At 62.6% G+C, this 16,743-nt stretch carries 13 protein-coding genes and 2 pseudogenes; 4 read left to right on the plus strand and 11 right to left on the minus strand.

Going from position 1 to position 16,743, the window contains the following annotated elements:
* Positions 1-26: 26 nt before the first annotated feature.
* The 10 genes from NKJ32_RS17120 to NKJ32_RS17165 all read right to left on the minus strand — a co-directional run bounded on the left by NKJ32_RS17120 (position 27) and on the right by NKJ32_RS17165 (position 11,146).
* On the minus strand, positions 27-1,364 hold the full coding sequence (locus NKJ32_RS17120; protein ID WP_023674177.1) for an extracellular solute-binding protein: 1,338 nt from the start codon (positions 1,362-1,364) through the stop codon (positions 27-29).
* A 61-nt stretch (positions 1,365-1,425) separates the two neighbouring features.
* Positions 1,426-2,085: a GntR family transcriptional regulator gene (locus tag NKJ32_RS17125; RefSeq protein ID WP_023674176.1), complete on the minus strand. Its 660-nt coding sequence runs from the start codon at positions 2,083-2,085 to the stop codon at positions 1,426-1,428.
* A gap of 39 nt (positions 2,086-2,124) precedes the next feature.
* Entirely contained in the window at positions 2,125-3,009 is an 885-nt protein-coding gene (locus tag NKJ32_RS17130; RefSeq protein ID WP_352592460.1) for a dihydrodipicolinate synthase family protein, read from the minus strand.
* Between the two features lie 204 nt (positions 3,010-3,213).
* On the minus strand, positions 3,214-5,010 hold the full coding sequence (locus NKJ32_RS17135; protein WP_352592458.1) for an ABC transporter ATP-binding protein: 1,797 nt from the start codon (positions 5,008-5,010) through the stop codon (positions 3,214-3,216).
* Positions 5,007-5,951, minus strand: a complete 945-nt coding sequence (locus NKJ32_RS17140) for an acetamidase/formamidase family protein (RefSeq protein ID WP_352592455.1) — start codon at positions 5,949-5,951, stop codon at positions 5,007-5,009. Before NKJ32_RS17140 ends, NKJ32_RS17135 begins: the two co-directional genes overlap by 4 nt.
* Complete coding sequence (locus tag NKJ32_RS17145; RefSeq protein WP_352622875.1) at positions 5,941-7,584, minus strand: ABC transporter substrate-binding protein; 1,644 nt, start codon at positions 7,582-7,584, stop codon at positions 5,941-5,943. The genes NKJ32_RS17140 and NKJ32_RS17145 overlap by 11 nt, the downstream gene beginning before the upstream one ends.
* A gap of 32 nt (positions 7,585-7,616) precedes the next feature.
* Positions 7,617-8,537 carry an ABC transporter permease gene (locus NKJ32_RS17150; protein ID WP_352592449.1) on the minus strand — a complete coding sequence of 307 codons (921 nt, stop codon included), beginning with the start codon at positions 8,535-8,537 and terminating at the stop codon, positions 7,617-7,619.
* The gene (locus tag NKJ32_RS17155) at positions 8,534-9,400 is read right to left on the minus strand and encodes an ABC transporter permease (RefSeq protein ID WP_198023515.1); all 867 of its coding nucleotides are present in this window, start codon (positions 9,398-9,400) and stop codon (positions 8,534-8,536) included. Before NKJ32_RS17155 ends, NKJ32_RS17150 begins: the two co-directional genes overlap by 4 nt.
* A gap of 19 nt (positions 9,401-9,419) precedes the next feature.
* Positions 9,420-10,022: an ANTAR domain-containing response regulator gene (locus NKJ32_RS17160; protein ID WP_352455770.1), complete on the minus strand. Its 603-nt coding sequence runs from the start codon at positions 10,020-10,022 to the stop codon at positions 9,420-9,422.
* Positions 10,019-11,146 (minus strand): transporter substrate-binding protein, encoded by a 1,128-nt coding sequence (locus tag NKJ32_RS17165; protein ID WP_352592444.1) that lies wholly within the window; start codon positions 11,144-11,146, stop codon positions 10,019-10,021. The genes NKJ32_RS17160 and NKJ32_RS17165 overlap by 4 nt, the downstream gene beginning before the upstream one ends.
* Positions 11,147-11,667: 521 nt before the next feature.
* Between NKJ32_RS17165 and NKJ32_RS17170 the strand changes: the two genes are divergently transcribed.
* The 4 genes and pseudogenes from NKJ32_RS17170 to NKJ32_RS17185 all read left to right on the plus strand — a co-directional run.
* The gene (locus tag NKJ32_RS17170) at positions 11,668-12,783 is read left to right on the plus strand and encodes a hypothetical protein (protein WP_352592441.1); all 1,116 of its coding nucleotides are present in this window, start codon (positions 11,668-11,670) and stop codon (positions 12,781-12,783) included.
* Positions 12,784-13,077: 294 nt separating this feature from the next.
* Positions 13,078-13,773, plus strand: a pseudogene (locus tag NKJ32_RS17175) (adenylate/guanylate cyclase domain-containing protein); the annotation flags it as partial.
* A gap of 202 nt (positions 13,774-13,975) precedes the next feature.
* Complete coding sequence (locus tag NKJ32_RS17180; RefSeq protein ID WP_352828133.1) at positions 13,976-14,827, plus strand: tetratricopeptide repeat protein; 852 nt, start codon at positions 13,976-13,978, stop codon at positions 14,825-14,827.
* Positions 14,828-15,222: 395 nt separating this feature from the next.
* A pseudogene (locus tag NKJ32_RS17185) lies at positions 15,223-15,999 on the plus strand (adenylate/guanylate cyclase domain-containing protein); the annotation flags it as partial.
* Positions 16,000-16,371: 372 nt separating this feature from the next.
* On the opposite strand, the gene NKJ32_RS17190 reads toward NKJ32_RS17185, so the two are convergent.
* On the minus strand, positions 16,372-16,743 hold a 372-nt coding region (locus tag NKJ32_RS17190; protein WP_352828136.1), incomplete at its 5' end, for a hypothetical protein.

Below are 16,743 nucleotides of genomic sequence, written 5' to 3' on the forward strand. Positions count from 1 at the left end.
GGTCTGTTCTGGGGTGGTGGCCGACATCAGCCCTGCTCGCTCCTGTCGAGAACCGGCTGGAACTGTTCGGTGGCCTTCTTCAGCTCCGCGGCTGGATCGGCGCCGGCAATCATGTTGGTCAACGCCACGCCATAAATGTCGCGGAATTCCGTGACGGGGATGATGACCGGCAGTGCCAGCCGACTGATATTGCCCGAGCCGACCACGGCATCAAGCCAGCTTGCCGGCATGGTGACGCCTTCACGCACCTTGGGATCCTCCAGCACGGATTTGCGGAACGGAACGCCGGCCCCGGCCTGCAACAGCCGTGCACCCATGGTTGGCGATACCGCCCACTGGCAGAACAGATAGGCAGCCTCCTTCTTCTCGCTGGCGGCGGTAACGCCAATCCCGTCGCCGAAGGTGCCCGAGGCATGCGCCTTGGGACCCTTGGGCATCACGCCGTAACCGACCTTGCCGACCACCCTCGATTTTTCCGGATTTTCCATCGGCGGGGCAAAGCCCACGCCGTCGAGCCACATGCCGATCTTGCCCTGCAGGAAGGCCGACTGTGCTTCGGCCCAGTTGAACCCGGTAACGCCCGGAGGGGCGGACTTGGTCATCAATCTTTGATAGAGCGCGGCCGCCTCGATCGCCTCGGGAGCCTCGGTGCGCAGCTTGCCCTTGTCATCTAGCGGCGTCATGTCGTAGCCGAGCATCAGCGACGTCCACACCGGCGTGTTTGCGTTCTTGAGCCCGCGGGCGACGAAGCCGTATGTATTGGTCGAGGGGTCGGTCAGCGCTTCGGCGGCTGCCACCAGTTGCTCGAAGGTCTCTGGGTATTTGAGGCCCTTGGCCTCGAACAGCTCCTTGTTCCAATACAGGATCCAGTAGTCCACCGAGAACGGTAGCGAGCGCAGCACGCCCTGGCCGTCCTTGGCAAACAGCATGCCGGCTTCGGCGAAGTCGCTTTCGACCAGCGCCGGGTCGGTGAGCGACGGATCGGCGAGATAGCCGGCGATGTCGGCCAGCCAGCCACCCTTCTCGAACTGGCGCTTCTGCACGTGGTAGCTCAGATGCACGACGTCGAAGCTCGGCTTGCCCGAGCTCAACTCGATCACCGTCTTCTGGCGCTGCTGCTGCTCGGGCGTTGCCTCGGCATTGACCTTGATGCCGGTCAGTTCCTCGAACTCGGCGAGATATTTCAGGATGGTGTCGCTGCGCGGGCTTTTCACCAGATTGACGTCAAGCGTCGTCCCGGCAAAGCGTTTCCAGTCAACGCCTGCGGCAAAGCCGGGGCGAAGCCCCACAAGGCCGGCAGCGGTTAGCGCCGCGGTTCCGGCAAGGAGTTGCCTCCTGGTTGGGTTGAACAGATTGGACGACATTTCTTCCTCCCGGTTGCTGTCGTTGTGGATGCGCCGCGAACCGCGGCGCGGCTATATTTCCTCAGATCTGGAGCGCCAGCCGGCGCGCATTGTCGATATGCAGACTGATCGCTTCAACCGCTTTTTGCGGATTGCGGCTCTCCATGGCTTCGATGACCGCCAAATGTTCGCGCATCACCGGCACCACACGACCGTCGATGCGGAAACGCTCCTGGTGGATCAGCCGGATTTTCACCGAGTTGACCAGATAGGCCTTGGCGATAATCTCGTTGCCGAGCGCATTGATGAAGGTGTCGTGCATCGCCCAGTCGATGTTCTGGGCCTTGGCTTCCATTTCCGGCGTCGGCGCCTGCCCGAGAGCTTGAGCCAGCATCTCTTCATGTTCGCGCCGCATGCGGGCAAGTTCGGCATCAGAAGCGCTGGTCGTGAATAGCGCCACTGCCTCGCGTTCCATGAACAACCGAAACTGAAACGCCTCGCGGATCAGATTGATATCGATATGCGCGATCTGCATGCCGCGCTGCGGGATGGTGGTCAGCAATCCCTCGGCCTCGAGGCGCGGGACGATCTCACGAATGGCACCCAGCGGCAGCCCGGTGAAAGCGACCAGTTCGCGCTGTGACACGAACTGCCCCGGCCGCAGATCGCGGGCCAGCAAATGCCGCGTGAAGCTGGCATAGGCCTTCTCCCGGAGAGTGATCGGTTCGCTGCCGTCTTCCACTTCAGCTCGCTTCCTTGTCGGTCAGCCCGGCCTTGTCGGTCAGGCCGCCTCTGTCGCAAACAGCCTGTCGTAGGCAGCGGCAAGCTGCCGCTGTCCCTGCGGATCGATCGCCTCTAGGGGCGGGCGGACCGCCAGCCAGCGCTCGTCGCCGGTCTTGCGCGCGACCATGACCTTCACCGCCGGCGTGACCGGGTATTTGAGCAATTCGAGCACGAAGTCTTCGACGCGTGGGTCGTCGCCCCCGTTTTCGACCATTGCCCGGATTTCGCCGGTAACAAAATTAGCCATGCCGGAAATCGCGCCCTGTCCGCCACGGCGCACGCTTCTCGCCAGATGCCGTTCGTCGCCGATGAGGATCACCAGATCGCCGTGCGCCTCAAGCAGCGCCTCACTGTAGCTCCAGTCCCCGCCGGAATCCTTCACCCCGGCCACCACAGCGGGAAAAGCGGCGCGCAGCCGGCCGATCAGCCCAAGCGGGAGCGGCACCATGGTGACTGAGGGGATGTTATAGAGCAGCACGTCGCGCGCCAGCGGACCGAGTGCGGTGAAGACGGCGGAAAACCATCCGAACAGCCCGTCCTCGCCGACATTCTTGAAGTAGCTCGGCGGAGCGAGCAGAATGTTGCGAACGCCGCGCTGCAAAGCGTGCCGGGCCTGATCGGCGGCATCTTCGGCTGCATCGACCAGCACTCCGGCGACGAGCTGATGTGGCGGAATACCGGCCGCCAGCATGGCCTCGGTGACGATCCGTCGCTCGTCGGTGCCGACCGAGGCTCCTTCGCCGGTGGTGCCGAACAGCGTCGCGCTGCTGCAGCCGGCGCCAAGGCAGGCTCGGGCATGCGCGATCATCGGCGCGAGCGCTATCTGCCCCGACGGGTCGAAGGGTGTGGTCAGGGCAACCGAAAGACCAAAGCGGGAAGCCAATGCGATCTCCGTTGAAATCCATGTGGACGTAGCGTTAGCACGCTAACATGTCAGATGTAAACGGGTGATCTTGCCAACTCGGCATCGCCGAACGGCGCTGCCGCGGCAGCGCCATCGCCGATCATTTTCCGCCGCTCGAACATCACATATGCAGCTGTCCCCGAGCCTCTGCGGGATTGGCTGGACGAGGCAGCCTAAGCTCGGTCAAGTGGCGACGAGGTGGCCGTCGCCAACATCTTCGAGCTTGAGTTTCCGGGGCTCGTCACCGATGCGTCGCACAGCGCTTGGAATTTCGCTGTCCAAACGGGCGAACCTGGCGCGGCGCCGGCCTGGATCGGGAACCGGAACGGCTTCGATCAGCCGCTTTGTGTAAGGATGGCGCGGGTTGGAGAAGATCTGGTCGCGGGTGCCCATCTCGACGATCTGCCCCAGATACATTACCGCCACGCGATCGGAGATGTTCTCGACCACCGCCATGTCGTGCGAGATGAAGAGATATGCGACGCCGAATTCGCGCTGCAGCTCCTTCAGCAATCTTAGCACGCGCGCCTGCACCGACACGTCGAGAGCAGAGACGCTCTCGTCGGCAATGATCAGCTTTGGTCGCAGCGCCAGCGCCCGTGCAATGCAGATTCGCTGGCGCTGCCCGCCGGAGAATTCGTGGGGATAGCGCTCCATCTGGTCAGCGGAGAGGCCGACGCGTTCGAACAGGGCGGCGATCTGGGCATGCCGTTGCTCTCTGTCGCCGAGGCCGTGGATCAGCAGAGGCTCGGCGACGAGATCGCCGACCCGCATGCGCGGGTCGAGGGACGCGAAGGGATCCTGAAAGATCATCTGCACATTGCGGCGGACAGCCTTGCGCTCCTTGCGGCTGAGCGCCGACAGGTCGTGGCCGCCGATTGAAATGCTGCCGGTGAAAGGCACTAGTCCGGCGATCGCCTTGGCCGTCGTCGACTTGCCGCAGCCCGATTCGCCGACCAGCGACAGGGTTTCGTGCGGCGCGATCGAGAAACTCACGCCTTCGACCGCGTGCACCCTGCGGTCAACGCGGCCGAAGAAGCCGCCGTGCAGGTCGAAGCGGACGTGAAGATCGCTGACAGATACAAGCTCGGCCGGCATGTTGGCGGCATCTTGTCGGCCTTCGGCCGTCCGTCCGCCGCCGATACGCGGCACGGCGGCCAGAAGCTCGCGTGTATAGTCGGCCTGCGGGCGATTGAAGATGTCAGCCGCCCTGCCCTGCTCGATCATCCGGCCATCGCGCATGATGATGACGCGGTCCGCCATCTCGGCGACGACGCCCATGTCGTGCGTGATCAGGATGACGCTGGTGCCGTGCTCGCGCTGGAGGTCGCGCAGCAGCTCCAGCACCTCGCCCTGAACCGTAACATCGAGGGCGGTCGTCGGCTCATCGGCGATCAGCACGTCCGGGTTCAGGGCCAGAGCCATGGCAATCATCACGCGCTGGCGCATGCCGCCTGACAGTTCGTGCGGATAGTGCTCGAGCCGCCGTTCGGCATCCGGAATTCGGACTGCCTTCAGCGCCTCGAGCGCCCTCAGCCGCGAGTTGGAGCGCGACAGCGAGGTGTGTGCCTCGATCGCCTCCGTGAGCTGCCGCCCAATGGACAGAACCGGATTGAGCGATGTCATCGGTTCCTGAAAGATCATGGCAATACGGTCGCCGCGGATGCGGCGCATGCCGCTCTCGCTGAGAGCCGCGAGATCCTGATTGCCGAGCCGGATGGAGCCTGATCCGATGCGTGCCGCCGGCTGCGGCAGCAAGCCCATGATGGCCAGCGCCGTCATCGACTTGCCGGAACCGGACTCGCCGGCGATGCAAAGCGTTTCGCCGCGCATCAGGCCGAATGTCAGGTCGGAAACGACGTCGCGCTCGCCCTCCTCGCCGCGCACGGCGACGCTCAGACCTGAGACGCTGAGTACCGGTCTGACAGAGCCACTCTCCGCGGCGGCCTGCCCGGATCGTTTGATGTCCTCCACCTTCATTCAAAGACGCAGCGGGGGAAGTAGAACGAAACCACCCAGTTGGGCATGTCGACGATCTCGCTGATGCGCAGGTCACCGCAAACCGAGACGAGCATATAGGCATCTACCGGATCCATGCCGTAGCGGCCGGAGAGCAGGTCGATCATCTGGGAAACGGCGCTCCTGGCGCCGTCCATCAGATCCGGCCCGATACCGGTTGTCACCTCGTAGCCCTTGGCGTCGAGATGCCGCGACACCGGACCGGGCGTTGTGAAACGCGGCGTCCGCAGCCGTGCATCCTTGACCAGATCGAGCGTCAGCACGGCGTTCATGGGGCTCTCGATCGCCGTGCCGCAGACCTCGCCATCGCCTTGCGCGGCGTGCGTGTCGCCGACCGAGAACAACGCGCCCGCGACCTCCACAGGGAGGTAGAGAACCGTGCCGGCGGCGAGATCACGGATGTCCAGATTGCCGCCCACGCGCCGCGGCGGGACCACCGAATGCAGACCCGGCTCAGCCGGGGCATTGCCGATGGTGCCGGCGAAGGGCTTGAGCGGCACCCGGCCGCTCTTGCCGAACAGCGCCGGTTCGAGCGAGGCGGCGTCGTACTTCCAGATATTCAGTGCCGGTTGAGAGAAGTCATCCGCCAACAGACCGAATCCCGGGATGTTCGCCGTCCAGCCGAAGCCTGACGGCTTGAACGCCTCGATGGTGATTTTCAGGGCATCGCCCGGTTCTGCCCCGTCGACATAGATTGGCCCAGTGACCGGGTTCACCTTGGCAAAGTCGAGCAAAGCAACGTCGTCGACGGTGCTCTCCATCGTCAGCTGCCCGCCGGACGAGTCCAGGCACTGGAACTCGATCGTCGACCCTGGCGCCACCCGTTCGGTCGGGACAAAGGAATTGTCCCAGCCGAAATGATGGTGGCGCCCGTGGATGGTGTAGTCGCAGTTATTGCACATCGGTCACATACACATTGTCGTAGTTGATCGGGATGTGGACCGGGTCGACATAGAGGTTGTCGGCGCCACCCATGCGGGTTGATTTCATGGTGAACCGCTGCTCGTTGAAGACCGGTGCCCAGGGCGCGTCTTCCATGATCTTGCCGTAGATCTCGCTCCACATCTTGGCGCGGTCGCCAGCCTTGGCCGGGTCGACGATGGAGTCGGCTTCGGCCGCCTTGGCGTCGAGCTCCTTGTTGCAATACCACGACCAGTTCCAGCCGCCCGGGACGGCACCAGCGCAGCCGAGGATCGGGCCGTAGAAGTTCGACGGATCGGGGAAGTCGGCGATCCAGGCCATGCCGCCGGACCAGATCATCGGCGCACCGGCCTTGTCGCCGCCGGCGGCGATGACGTTGGCCTGCGCGAGCGATTGGATGCCGGCCTTGATGCCGACCGCCGCCAGATCCTGCTGAATGGCCTGCGCGATGCGCGGGTTGGGATCGGTGTTCATGGCAAACAGCTGCGTGTCAAATCCGTCGGGATGCCCGGCCTCGGCAAGCAAGGCCTTGGCCTTGGCCACGTCATAGGGATAGCCCTTGAATGCCTTGTCATAGCCGGGCATCGACGGCGGCAACGGCTGATTGGCCGGCACCGCACGGTTGTTGATCAGCTGGACGATGCGGTCCTTGTTGATCGCCATGTTGACCGCCTGCCGCACCTTCACGTTGTCGAAGGGCGCCATGGTGGTATTCATGGTGATATAGCCGGTGTGCAACTGGCCGCCCTCGACGACACGGGCCTTCTGCTCGGGATCGGCCATCACCTCCTGGAATTTCGCCGGCGGAATGCCGTCGCCGGGAACGTCGATCTCGCCTTTCTGGAGCCGCAGCAGCGCCACGATCGGCTCCTGGCCGATCTCAAAGGTGATCTTGTCGAGATGCGGCAGACCCTTGTGCCAGTAATCCGGGTTGCGCTCGAAGACCACGCGCTGGCCGAGCGTCCATTCGGCGAGCTTGAAGGCGCCGGTTCCGACCGGATGTTTGCCGAAGTCCGCACCGTATTTTTCGACTTCTTCCTTCGGCACGACATGCGAGAAGTTGATCGCCATGACATGCAGGAAGGTGGCGTCGGGCCGGGTCAGCTCGAACTTGATCGTGTAGGGATCGACGACGGTTATGCCCGCCAGGCTTTCCGCCTTGCCGGCAGCGACGTCGTCATAGCCTTTGATCGAGCCGAAGAAGCCGGCGCCCGGGCTCTGTGTCTTTGGATTGGTGACCCGATCGAGCGAATATTTCACGTCGTCGGCGGTCATCTCGCGGCCATTGTGGAACTTCACTCCGTGGCGCAGCTTGAAGGTGAAGGTCTTGCCGTCGGGCGCAATCTCGTAGCTCTCGGCAAGGTCGGGCCGCAGGTTGGTGGTGCCCGGCTCGTAGTCCATCAGCCCGTCGAACAGGCTCTTGATCATCGACCAGTTCTGCCAGTCATAGCCGATGGCCGGATCGAGCGTGGCGACGTCGTCCTTGTAGGTGATGGTGATCGCGCCGCCCTGCTTGGCATTCGGATCGACGGCGTCTTCGGCGCGTACGCTTGTCATGCCAAGCACCAGCGCAAGCGCCGATGCCGCCACGGTCGATATCAGATATTTTCTCATGTCATGTTCCCTTTCTCTGGTTTTCTTGGTTTTCATCTGAGCTTGATGCGTGGATCGATGAACGGTGCGACAGTGTCGGCCAGGAGATTGCCGAGCACGATGGCAAAGGCCGAAACCAGGGTGACCCCCATGATGATCGGAATATCGATGCGCTGAATGGCCTGCCAGGCTAGCTGGCCGATGCCTGGCCAGCCGAACACGCTTTCGACAACCACGATGCCGCCCATGAAGATGCCGATGTCGATGCCGATCATGGCGATGACCGGCAGGATGGCGTTGGGCAGCGCGTGCCGGAAGATAATGGCGCTGCGTGTAAGACCCTTGGCACGCGCGGTACGCACGTAATCCTGGCGCAGCACGTCGATCATCGACGAGCGCATCATGCGGGCGTACCAGCCGGCACCGAGAATTCCCATGGTCAGCGATGGCAGCACCAGATGACGCCAGGTGCCGTAACCGCCGATCGGGAACCAGCCGAGCCGCACCGCGAACACATAAAGCAGCAGCAGGCCGACGACGAATTGCGGCGCCGAGACGCCGACGAAGGAGGCGACCATCAGCGACTGGTCAGTGGCGGTGCCACGCTTGACGGCGGCGATGAGGCCCATCGTCAGCCCGATCACGACTTCGCAGGCAATTGCGCCGAGCATCAGCAGCAGGCTTGCCGGCAGCCGCGAGACGATAAGCTCCGTGACCTCCGAGCGCTGGATGTAGGAGCGCCCCAGATCGCCGCTGAGCAGACTGATCAGATAGTGCCAGTACTGGACGACGAAGGGCTGATCGAGGCCGAGCTGCCGGCGGATGTTTTCGACCGTCTCGGGCGTGGCGCTGCGGCCGGCGATCTGGCGGACGGGATCGGCGGGCAGCAGATAGAGCAACGCAAAGGTGATCAGGGAGACGCCGAGCAAGATGAGCACGGACTGGACAACGCGGCGGCCGAGATAGGCGATCATGCCCGCCCCCTTTGCGTCGGATCGAGGATGTCGCGCAGCGCATCGCCGACCAGGTTAAAGGCTAGCGCCAGCGCCAGGATCGCCGCACCCGGAAAGAAAACCAGCCAGGGCGCTGCCTGAAAATAGGTTTGGTTTTCGAAGATGATGTTGCCCCAGGAAGCAGTCGGCGGTTGCACGCCGATGCCGAGATAGCTGAGCGTCGCTTCAAGAAGCACCGTCGTCGAGATGCCGAGCGTGCCCCAGACGATGATCGTCGGCAAAAGGTGCGGCAGGATATGACGAAACAGGATGCGCGGGGCGCTTGCGCCGATGGTGCGCTCGGCATCGATGAACTCGCGCTCGGAGAGCGAACTTGTCTCGGTGTAGATGACGCGGGCGGTCTGCACCCAGTTCACCAATGCGATCACCATGGCGACGATCCATAGGCTCGGCTGGAGCACCGCCGCCAGGCAGATGGCGAGCAGCAGCGCCGGGAAAGCCATCATCAAATCGGTGAAACGCATAAGCGCGCTGCCGATCCAGCCGCGGAAATAGCCGGCCGTGATGCCGACCAACGTGCCGATCAGAAGCGCCACGCCATTGGCGACGATGCCGATGATCAGCGACGTGCGCGCGCCGAAAAGGAGACGGGTCAGCAGGTCGCGGCCAAGCAGGTCGGTGCCCAGCCAGAATTGGGCCCCCGGCGGCAGTGGTGCGCCTTCAAGCGTGAGCCCGTCGAACATCTGCTCGTTTGGATCGTAGCCTGTCAGCCACGGTGCAAGAATGGCGCCGGCCAAGACAACGGCAATAATCCCGAGGCCGAGTAAAGCGAGAGGCCGTTTTAGCAGACGTCGCCAGACGCCGGCGCGAGGCTTGGCTGGCATACGCCCGGCGGCCGAAAGCTCAGGCGCGATCGGATTGGTCATCGTCGCCTTCTTCTTGTGTCATCGCCACGATCCTGCGCGCGGCTTCCTCGACACTGATTTGCCAGCTCATCGCCAGCGAGCGGAGCTGCGCATAGGCACGGCCGTCCTCGGCGCCCTTCGACAAGACCTCCACCGCGCGTACGATGGTCTGGCGCTCCGCGACCCGCTGACGAAGCGAGGCAATCTCGCTGGCCAGAAGCTTGCGCGCCTCGAAACTCTGCCTTGCGATCAAAAGCGCGCTATAGACGCCGGCATTGCCGACCGGTTTCAGCAACTGCGCATCGGCCTTGTGCGACAATGCCCATTCGACGCGCCCCGGCGCCTCGGAGCCGATCAGTGCTATTAGCGGCATCGGTGCCTCGCCCGGCTTCCACGGAAATTGTTCGTCAAAGCCGAGATCGACGTCGAAGAAGACGAAGTCCGCCGCCAAGGCTTCGGCCGGCAGTTCCGGCCAAAAGCCAATCGCCTCAAGGCCGATGGCCGACAATTGCCTTGTGATCGCCTGCACGGTCGGATGTGGACGATGCAGGACAAAAGCCCTAGCGCCTCCAAGGTTCGGGATACGCGCCATCTTGCTCACGACACCACCCGCAGGCGTGGCCGCCCGAACGTCTCCGTCCGGTCATAGCGGGAAAGGTAGGGATCGGGTGCCACGCCCTTCGTCAGCGTGACCGTTTTGAACGATGTTCCATCGATACGTCCGATTAGCACCGGCAAGGTAGCATGCTGGGTTTGCGGGTCGATGGCGATGTCGCCCAGTGGCGTTCGAAATGACGTTTCGGTAAAGACCTTGGGAAGGTCCGTCCATTGTGCACCGGGGTTGCGGGTGAGGATCTCGGCGAGCATGCGCACCGAGGCATAAGCCGCCGCCTCGAACGATGAGGCCGGCATGACGGAAGGCACTGGAGCCGCACGGCGATCCGCCCCCGAGATGTCGTGAAAATAGGGCCCAACGGAAAGGTGGCCATCGCCTGCCCCGTTGAGCGCCGGCAATTCGCATTCCGTGAGATTGCAGGACAGGATCGGGCAACGCTCCGGCCTGAAATGCGGGTCGCGCCGGCCAAGCTCCGCATACGCAGCGATGAAGGCATAAGAAGAAGGGCCGATGAGATTATTCAGAATGAAATCAGGTCTCGTCGCCTGTATCTCCGCGATCAGCCGCGCAACATCGACCTCGCCGAGCGGCAGATAGCGTTCGCCCAGCACCTTGCCGCCAGCGTCCGCAATCAGGTCGCGCGCCACGCGGTTGGTCTCCCAACCCCAGATGTAGTTGGAACCGAGCAGGAAGCCGTCGGCGGCGAAACGAGGCACGACATAGGCAAGCAGCGGTACGAGATGCTGATTGGGGCAGGCGTGTGTGTAGACGACATGCTCGTTGGCTTCGAAGCCCTCGTACGGGCAGGCGTACCACAGCGTGCCGCCTGCCCTCTCCAGGATTGGAATGACCTCCTTGCGGCTCCACGAGGTGACGCAGCCAATGATGTGACGCGCGCCGCTGTTGGCGAGAATGTCCGCGCAGCCGCTTGCATAGCGATCGATGTTGCCCTGCGGGTCGCGCTCGATCGGGATGAATTCGAATGGGATAGCGGGATCGGCGTTGACGTCGGCCATGGCGTTCATCGCACCCGCACGGCAGGATTCGGACACCAGCTGGTAGTTGCCGGACCGCGAATAGAGAATGCCGATCTCGATATGCCGTTTCAAGCAATGCCTCAAAATGACAATGCCCCGCAGCCACCGCCGCCAGGCGAGAGCATACGAGGCATTCTTGCCGCCCGGCGGTCAGAGCCGGTATTTGTCCTCACCGTATTACGCCCGCGCTCCCAGTCAAGAGCCGCCACGCGAAACTTTGGCCAGCCGAAACGGTTCGGCGCGGAGCACGCAACTCATGCCGCTGGTCGTGTAGAGTCCGCCAGGAACCAAAATTGCTGATGTCCAGGATGGGGCCGGACAAACCCGGTTCGCTACCATTCAAAGCAACGACTTTAATATCGGTTTACCTGAATCTGCTAGCAGCAATGACGCCGGTTTTTCGTCGGTCAAGCAAAGGGTTCCACCTTGCCGCAGCAATTCAGCACTCCGTTCTGTCACCGGGGCGATCGCAACTGGCCGAGGTTGCACGGCTTCATGGGCGTCGAGTTGGAACGCGCGCCCGATGTTCTCGTGCCTCGCGTCGCCTTGGCCCGAAAGCTCGGTGGATGGGACTTTGGTGGCGGGAGCCGGGCTTGAGCGTCATTCGCGCCTTGCAAGGCGCCGACCTCCCGGCAGTTGCGAACATGTTTCAGCGCGTGCTGTTGAAGGAGAGGACCGAAGCGCCGGCCTCTCTCGTGGAATACATGAAACGGTTTTATCTGGATGCGCCCGGTTGCGCAGACAACCTCCGGTCGCTTGTCCATGTCAACGACGCCGGTCGCGTCTCCGGATTTGTCGGCGTCCACGTCCTGCCGATGACGTTCAACGGCCGACAACTACGCGCGGCCATCTGTAGCTCGCTCATGGTCGAGGACCATGAGCACGACCCGCTGGCCGGCGCCCGCTTGCTGAAAGCTTACCTGGATGGTCCGCAGGACATCTCCTTCAGCGAGACGGCCAACGATATTTCCGTGAAATTGTGGACCCGGCTGCGCGGCGTGGTCCTGCCGCAATACAGCCTTGACTGGGTCCGCGTGATGCGCCCCGCGGCCTTCATGCTCAGCCTTTCCGCCAATCGCATGGCGCTTGCGCGAATGCTCAATCCGCTGGCGCGTACAGTCGACCGATTTTACTGCAGAAGGATGACGTCCAGCGAACGACGCTGGTCGGGTGTGGCGGTGGACGGGGCAGGCCACGGAGCATTTCGTACATCCGAAATCGACAGCCACGCATTTGCCAGGCTCATCGAACCGTTTACCGCTCAATTCGCCCTGCGCCCGGAATGGACGGAAGACCAACTCGACCACATCCTGACCGATGCGGCACAAAAACCGGATCTGGGCGAGCTTGTCTACGTTTGTGTGACGTCGCCAGTCGGCACCAATGTCGGCGCTTTCGCCTATTACGCACGAAAGTATGAAATTGGTCGCGTGCTGCAAATCTTCGCCCTCCCCGGCCAGGCGGGCCCGGTGATTGACTGCCTGATCGATCACGCCGCCACGCGCGGCGTCAGCGGCCTGCGCGGACGCATTCAACCTGCACTTCTGGAGGCGATGCTTGGACGACGCATTGCTTTCCTGACCGTTGCCTCAACGGTGGTACATTCACGTGATCCAGAGCTTTTGGACGCGATGAAGAACTCGCAAGTCTTTCTGAACGGGCTTGCGGGCGAGCAGTGGAGCCGGCTGATCGGTAGCCGCTTCAGCTGAGGCGGGATGCGTTCAAGTTCAATCCCGCTCTATCTATTTGTTTTAGCCGCGTTCCACTTGGCTGCAAAATGCTTGGGTCAAAACCCAATCACTCTGAACGACCGAGTTCGACCCTTTGCCGTCATCCAGTTGGGAGCGTCGCATGACGCGATCTGACCCTTGTCCGACATTCGGGCTCTCATGCAGCAGGTACACAGACCCGAAAAGCTGTCTTTCAAGGGCGGCGGCAATGGCATCAACCTGCGACCTGCTGTAAGCTTGGAAAGCGGGTAACAATCCGCGAAGGATTGAGGGATGGAACGTCATCTCGCAGCCGTCCTGATTGCCGATGTCGTCGGCTATGGCCGCTTGAGCCAGATCGACGACGAGGGTACGCGTGCGCTTTTCCGAACCGACCTGAACGAAGTATTCGAGCCAAGGATCGCTGCGCACCATGGTCGCCTGGTGAAAACCATGGGAGATGGGATGCTGGTCGAGTTCCACAGTGTGGTCGACGCCCTACGCTGCGCGGTCGAAATCCAGCAACGGAAGGCGGAGGTGAACGTTCTCACGCAGCCAGAACGGCGGCTTGATTTCCGCATCGGCATCAATCTGGGCGATGTTATGGTTGAGGGTGACGACATCCACGGCGATGCGGTGAACATCGCCGATCGGCTGCAAGGGCTGGCGGAACCTGGAGGAATCGCGATTTCCGCCACCGCCTGCGACCATGTGAGGGGAAAGGTGCCGATCGGCTTTGCCTCACTCGGCGTGCAGAAAATGAAAAGTATCGCCGAACCTGTTCGCGTGTACCGTGTCTTGATCGACCCCGCTACTGCGGGCAAGATCGTCGGTGCCAAACCAGGCCTTTCTGCCGGCGACAACAGTAAGCCGCCGGTAATTGCGGTTTTGCCGTTCGAAAACCTGAGCGCCGACGACGGCTGGAGGCGGCTGGCAGACGGCCTGTCGGCCGACATGGTCGGCGACCTAGCGCGACCTTGCGGTCATTTCGCGCCAGACCATGCAGTCCTATCGGGGACGGGCGAGCGACACACGCTCGGTTGGACGGGAACTGAACGCCGATTACCTGCTGGAAGGCACCCTCCAGGCGATCGGACAGCGTGTCCGCGTCGCGGTGCAGCTGGTCGACACCCGGACCGGAGCCAACCTTTGGTCGGCGCGGTTCGACGAGTCGACCGATGATTTTTTTCTCATGCAGGACAGCATCACACAGAACGTCATCAATGCCCTGGCAGGCACTTTCGGCAAGCTCGCCAATCTCGGGCGTGAGGTGGCTCGGCGGAAGCCTCCCTCGAGCCTGGGTGCTTACGACTGCTATCTACTCGGGGTGGAACTGCACGACAGATTCACGACCGATGCGAGGGCAGAAGCCATACGCATGCTGTCCCGCGCCGTGGAACTCGACCCCGGCTTCGCGCGGGCCTGGATGACGTTGGGATTGGCACATGCGGTCGATGCCTTCAATGCCTTCACGCCAGATTCAGCCGCTTCGGTCGAGCGCTGGCGAGAATGCGTGGAAAAGGCTCTGGCGCTCGACCCTACCGATCCGATGACGCGCCTTTACATGGGCGCTCTCCGCGCCATTGGCGGCGATATCAGCGGGGCCGCAGAGGAATACGACCGGGCGCTGGCCCTGGCACCCAATGACGCCGATGTGCTGTCGATGCTTGCCTCAAGCCGAGCTCTCGTGTGTGGAAATCCGGAAGAAGGCTGTGCTCTTGCCGAACGGGCGCTTCGCCTCAATCCGCAGGCTCCGAGTTGGTACTACGCGCAGCTCGCCCGGGCGCGGTTCGTCGCCGGTCGCTATGCCGACAGTCTGTCGTCGCTGCGCCAAAGTCCGCCGGATATTCCCGTCACTCTGATGTTCCGTGCCCTGTGTCACGCGCTGCTCGAAGAGCCGGCGCAGGCGCAGTCGATCGCCAGGCGGATTGCCGTCGAGTTTCCAAGGTTCACCGTCGAGAACTTCATCCGAACCTATCCCGTCACCAATCCTCTGGCCCTCGCTGCGATTAAGGAAGGGGCTCGTCGCGCAGGTATAGCGTAGAGCCGAAAACGGTGCCGAGCTGAGGAGGGGGACGCGCTTCCTGGATATGCCACTTGGTAAGCCGGGCCCCGCTTCCGGCACAGGCTGAAGGTCTGCTTCGTAGCGCTAACTCGGCGCTGGCGTGACCCCTGCTAAGCTTCCGCTCCTGGCGCGTCCCTGGTTCAAACACCTGAGCCGCAGAACGCCAGAAACGAGCGTCGAAAGGCTGGCTGGGGTGGTGGAGAGCGGAAATTCCGATCCGTCCCTTCAACGGGAAAACGCGCCACACAAGCGGAGGTTTGTGCGCACTGCAATGAACGCTGGATGTCAACCAAGGCCAGCTTCAAGCCGAATAGACTTGGAAGCAAGACGCCAGTAAAGTTTGACCAATGGGTGCAAGGAAGGCGCCCTTGCATATGGCCAACGAATCCATCCGACGCCGGCTTGCTGCCATTTTGGCCGCTGACGTGGTCGGCTACAGCCGGCTCATGGAGCGCGACGAAACGGCTACGCACACGCAGCTCATGGCGCGGTGGAAGGATGTGCTGGAGCCGCTTGTCAAACGCCATCAGGGCCGTGTCTTCAAGCGGACCGGCGACGGCGTGTTCGTCGAGTTCGGCAGCGCCGTCAACGCCGTCGAATGCGCCACCGCCCTTCAGCAGGCCATGGCCGCCGCCAACGAAAACGTGCCGCCGGACCGCGTCATCGTGCTTCGCGTCGGCGTCAACCTCGGCGACGTGATGGTCGACGACAGCGATCTCTACGGCGACGGGGTCAATGTGGCCGCCCGCCTCGAGACGCTCGCCGATCTTGGGGGCGTGGCGATTTCGGATGGCGTTCGCGAACATCTGCACGGCCGCATCGGGGTCGATTTCGTCGACAGCGGCCATCACGAGGTCAAGAACATCGAGCGCCCGGTGCATATCTGGACCTGGTCGCCGAACCGCGCGGACGGTGCCGTCAAGGCTGCCGTCGAAGCCCAGCCGCGGCTTCCGGCAAAGCCGTCGATAGCCGTCCTGCCCTTCGACAACATGTCCGGCGACCCGGAGCAGGGCTATTTCGCCGACGGCATCACGGAGGACATCATCACCGATCTCTCAAAGGTCTCGGGCCTTTTCGTGATCGCCCGGAATTCCTCTTTCGCCTACAAGGGCAAGGCGCCGGATATCCGCAAGGTGACTCGGGGGCGGGGATCAGGTGTGCCCGGTGCACGGATCGTGGAAAATCATATGCGCGTCGGCGGCGTCGGGTCTACCAACCGGCAGCCCTAGAGAAATACATTGCCCCATTTCGCCGCCTGTTTCCTCTTAGGACCCCTGCCCATCCAATTGCCGGGCGCGTAGGTAACGCGGCTACTTCACCACTCCGAAATCACATGACACGCAGCCGCCGTCTGCACCCGGACCATTGCGCAGCCAGGTCAAACTTAGGTCCCCATGATCGAGCGAGGCTGAGGGGCGCACCTCAATTCGGGCCGCGGGTCAGTCGCTCGATCCGTCCAACACGGAAGCAAGCGAACCTCAAATGCAGTCTGTCTCACAACACTGCGCTGGCTATAGCCAAGTTCATTTCATCAGTCTCGTTGCAGAATTCGTTGTCAATAAGGCACTTGCGCCAGCAAGATAAATTGAGCCATTGCCGTTCATCTCGATCCGGTTGACCACAAAGATGCGAGGCTTACTGTCGGTCGACAATGCACCGCCACCTGTAAGAAAAAGCTTTTGTGACGGCAGATAGACTATACCGCCTAGATCTGTATCGCCACCGCCAATGAGCGTGGAGGTTCTCTCCACGCCTTGGGGTTTTTGAGCTAGCGCGATCCCCATCCACGGGCCGCTGGTCGGCGCCGTCAGGCGTAGCTTGGCGCCGGCCTGCATTGTGGTGGTGGCCTGATCGTCGAGTAGAACGATGGTGGTACCGTCAGCTGCATCGAGAAC

The organism is Mesorhizobium sp. M0159 (genome assembly GCF_040322295.1).
Lineage (GTDB): Bacteria > Pseudomonadota > Alphaproteobacteria > Rhizobiales > Rhizobiaceae > Mesorhizobium.

What these genes read in the sequence shown, in the direction of transcription:
- NKJ32_RS17155 (WP_198023515.1), bottom strand. Translation starts at nt 9,400, where the DNA reads ATGCCAGCCAAGCCTCGCGCCGGCGTCTGGCGACGTCTGCTAAAACGG.
- NKJ32_RS17145 (WP_352622875.1), bottom strand. Translation starts at nt 7,584, where the DNA reads ATGAGAAAATATCTGATATCGACCGTGGCGGCATCGGCGCTTGCGCTG.
- NKJ32_RS17140 (WP_352592455.1), bottom strand. Translation starts at nt 5,951, where the DNA reads ATGTGCAATAACTGCGACTACACCATCCACGGGCGCCACCATCATTTC.
- NKJ32_RS17135 (WP_352592458.1), bottom strand. Translation starts at nt 5,010, where the DNA reads ATGAAGGTGGAGGACATCAAACGATCCGGGCAGGCCGCCGCGGAGAGT.
- NKJ32_RS17120 (WP_023674177.1), bottom strand. Translation starts at nt 1,364, where the DNA reads ATGTCGTCCAATCTGTTCAACCCAACCAGGAGGCAACTCCTTGCCGGA.
- NKJ32_RS17180 (WP_352828133.1), top strand. Translation starts at nt 13,976, where the DNA reads ATGCAGGACAGCATCACACAGAACGTCATCAATGCCCTGGCAGGCACT.
- NKJ32_RS17150 (WP_352592449.1), bottom strand. Translation starts at nt 8,537, where the DNA reads ATGATCGCCTATCTCGGCCGCCGCGTTGTCCAGTCCGTGCTCATCTTG.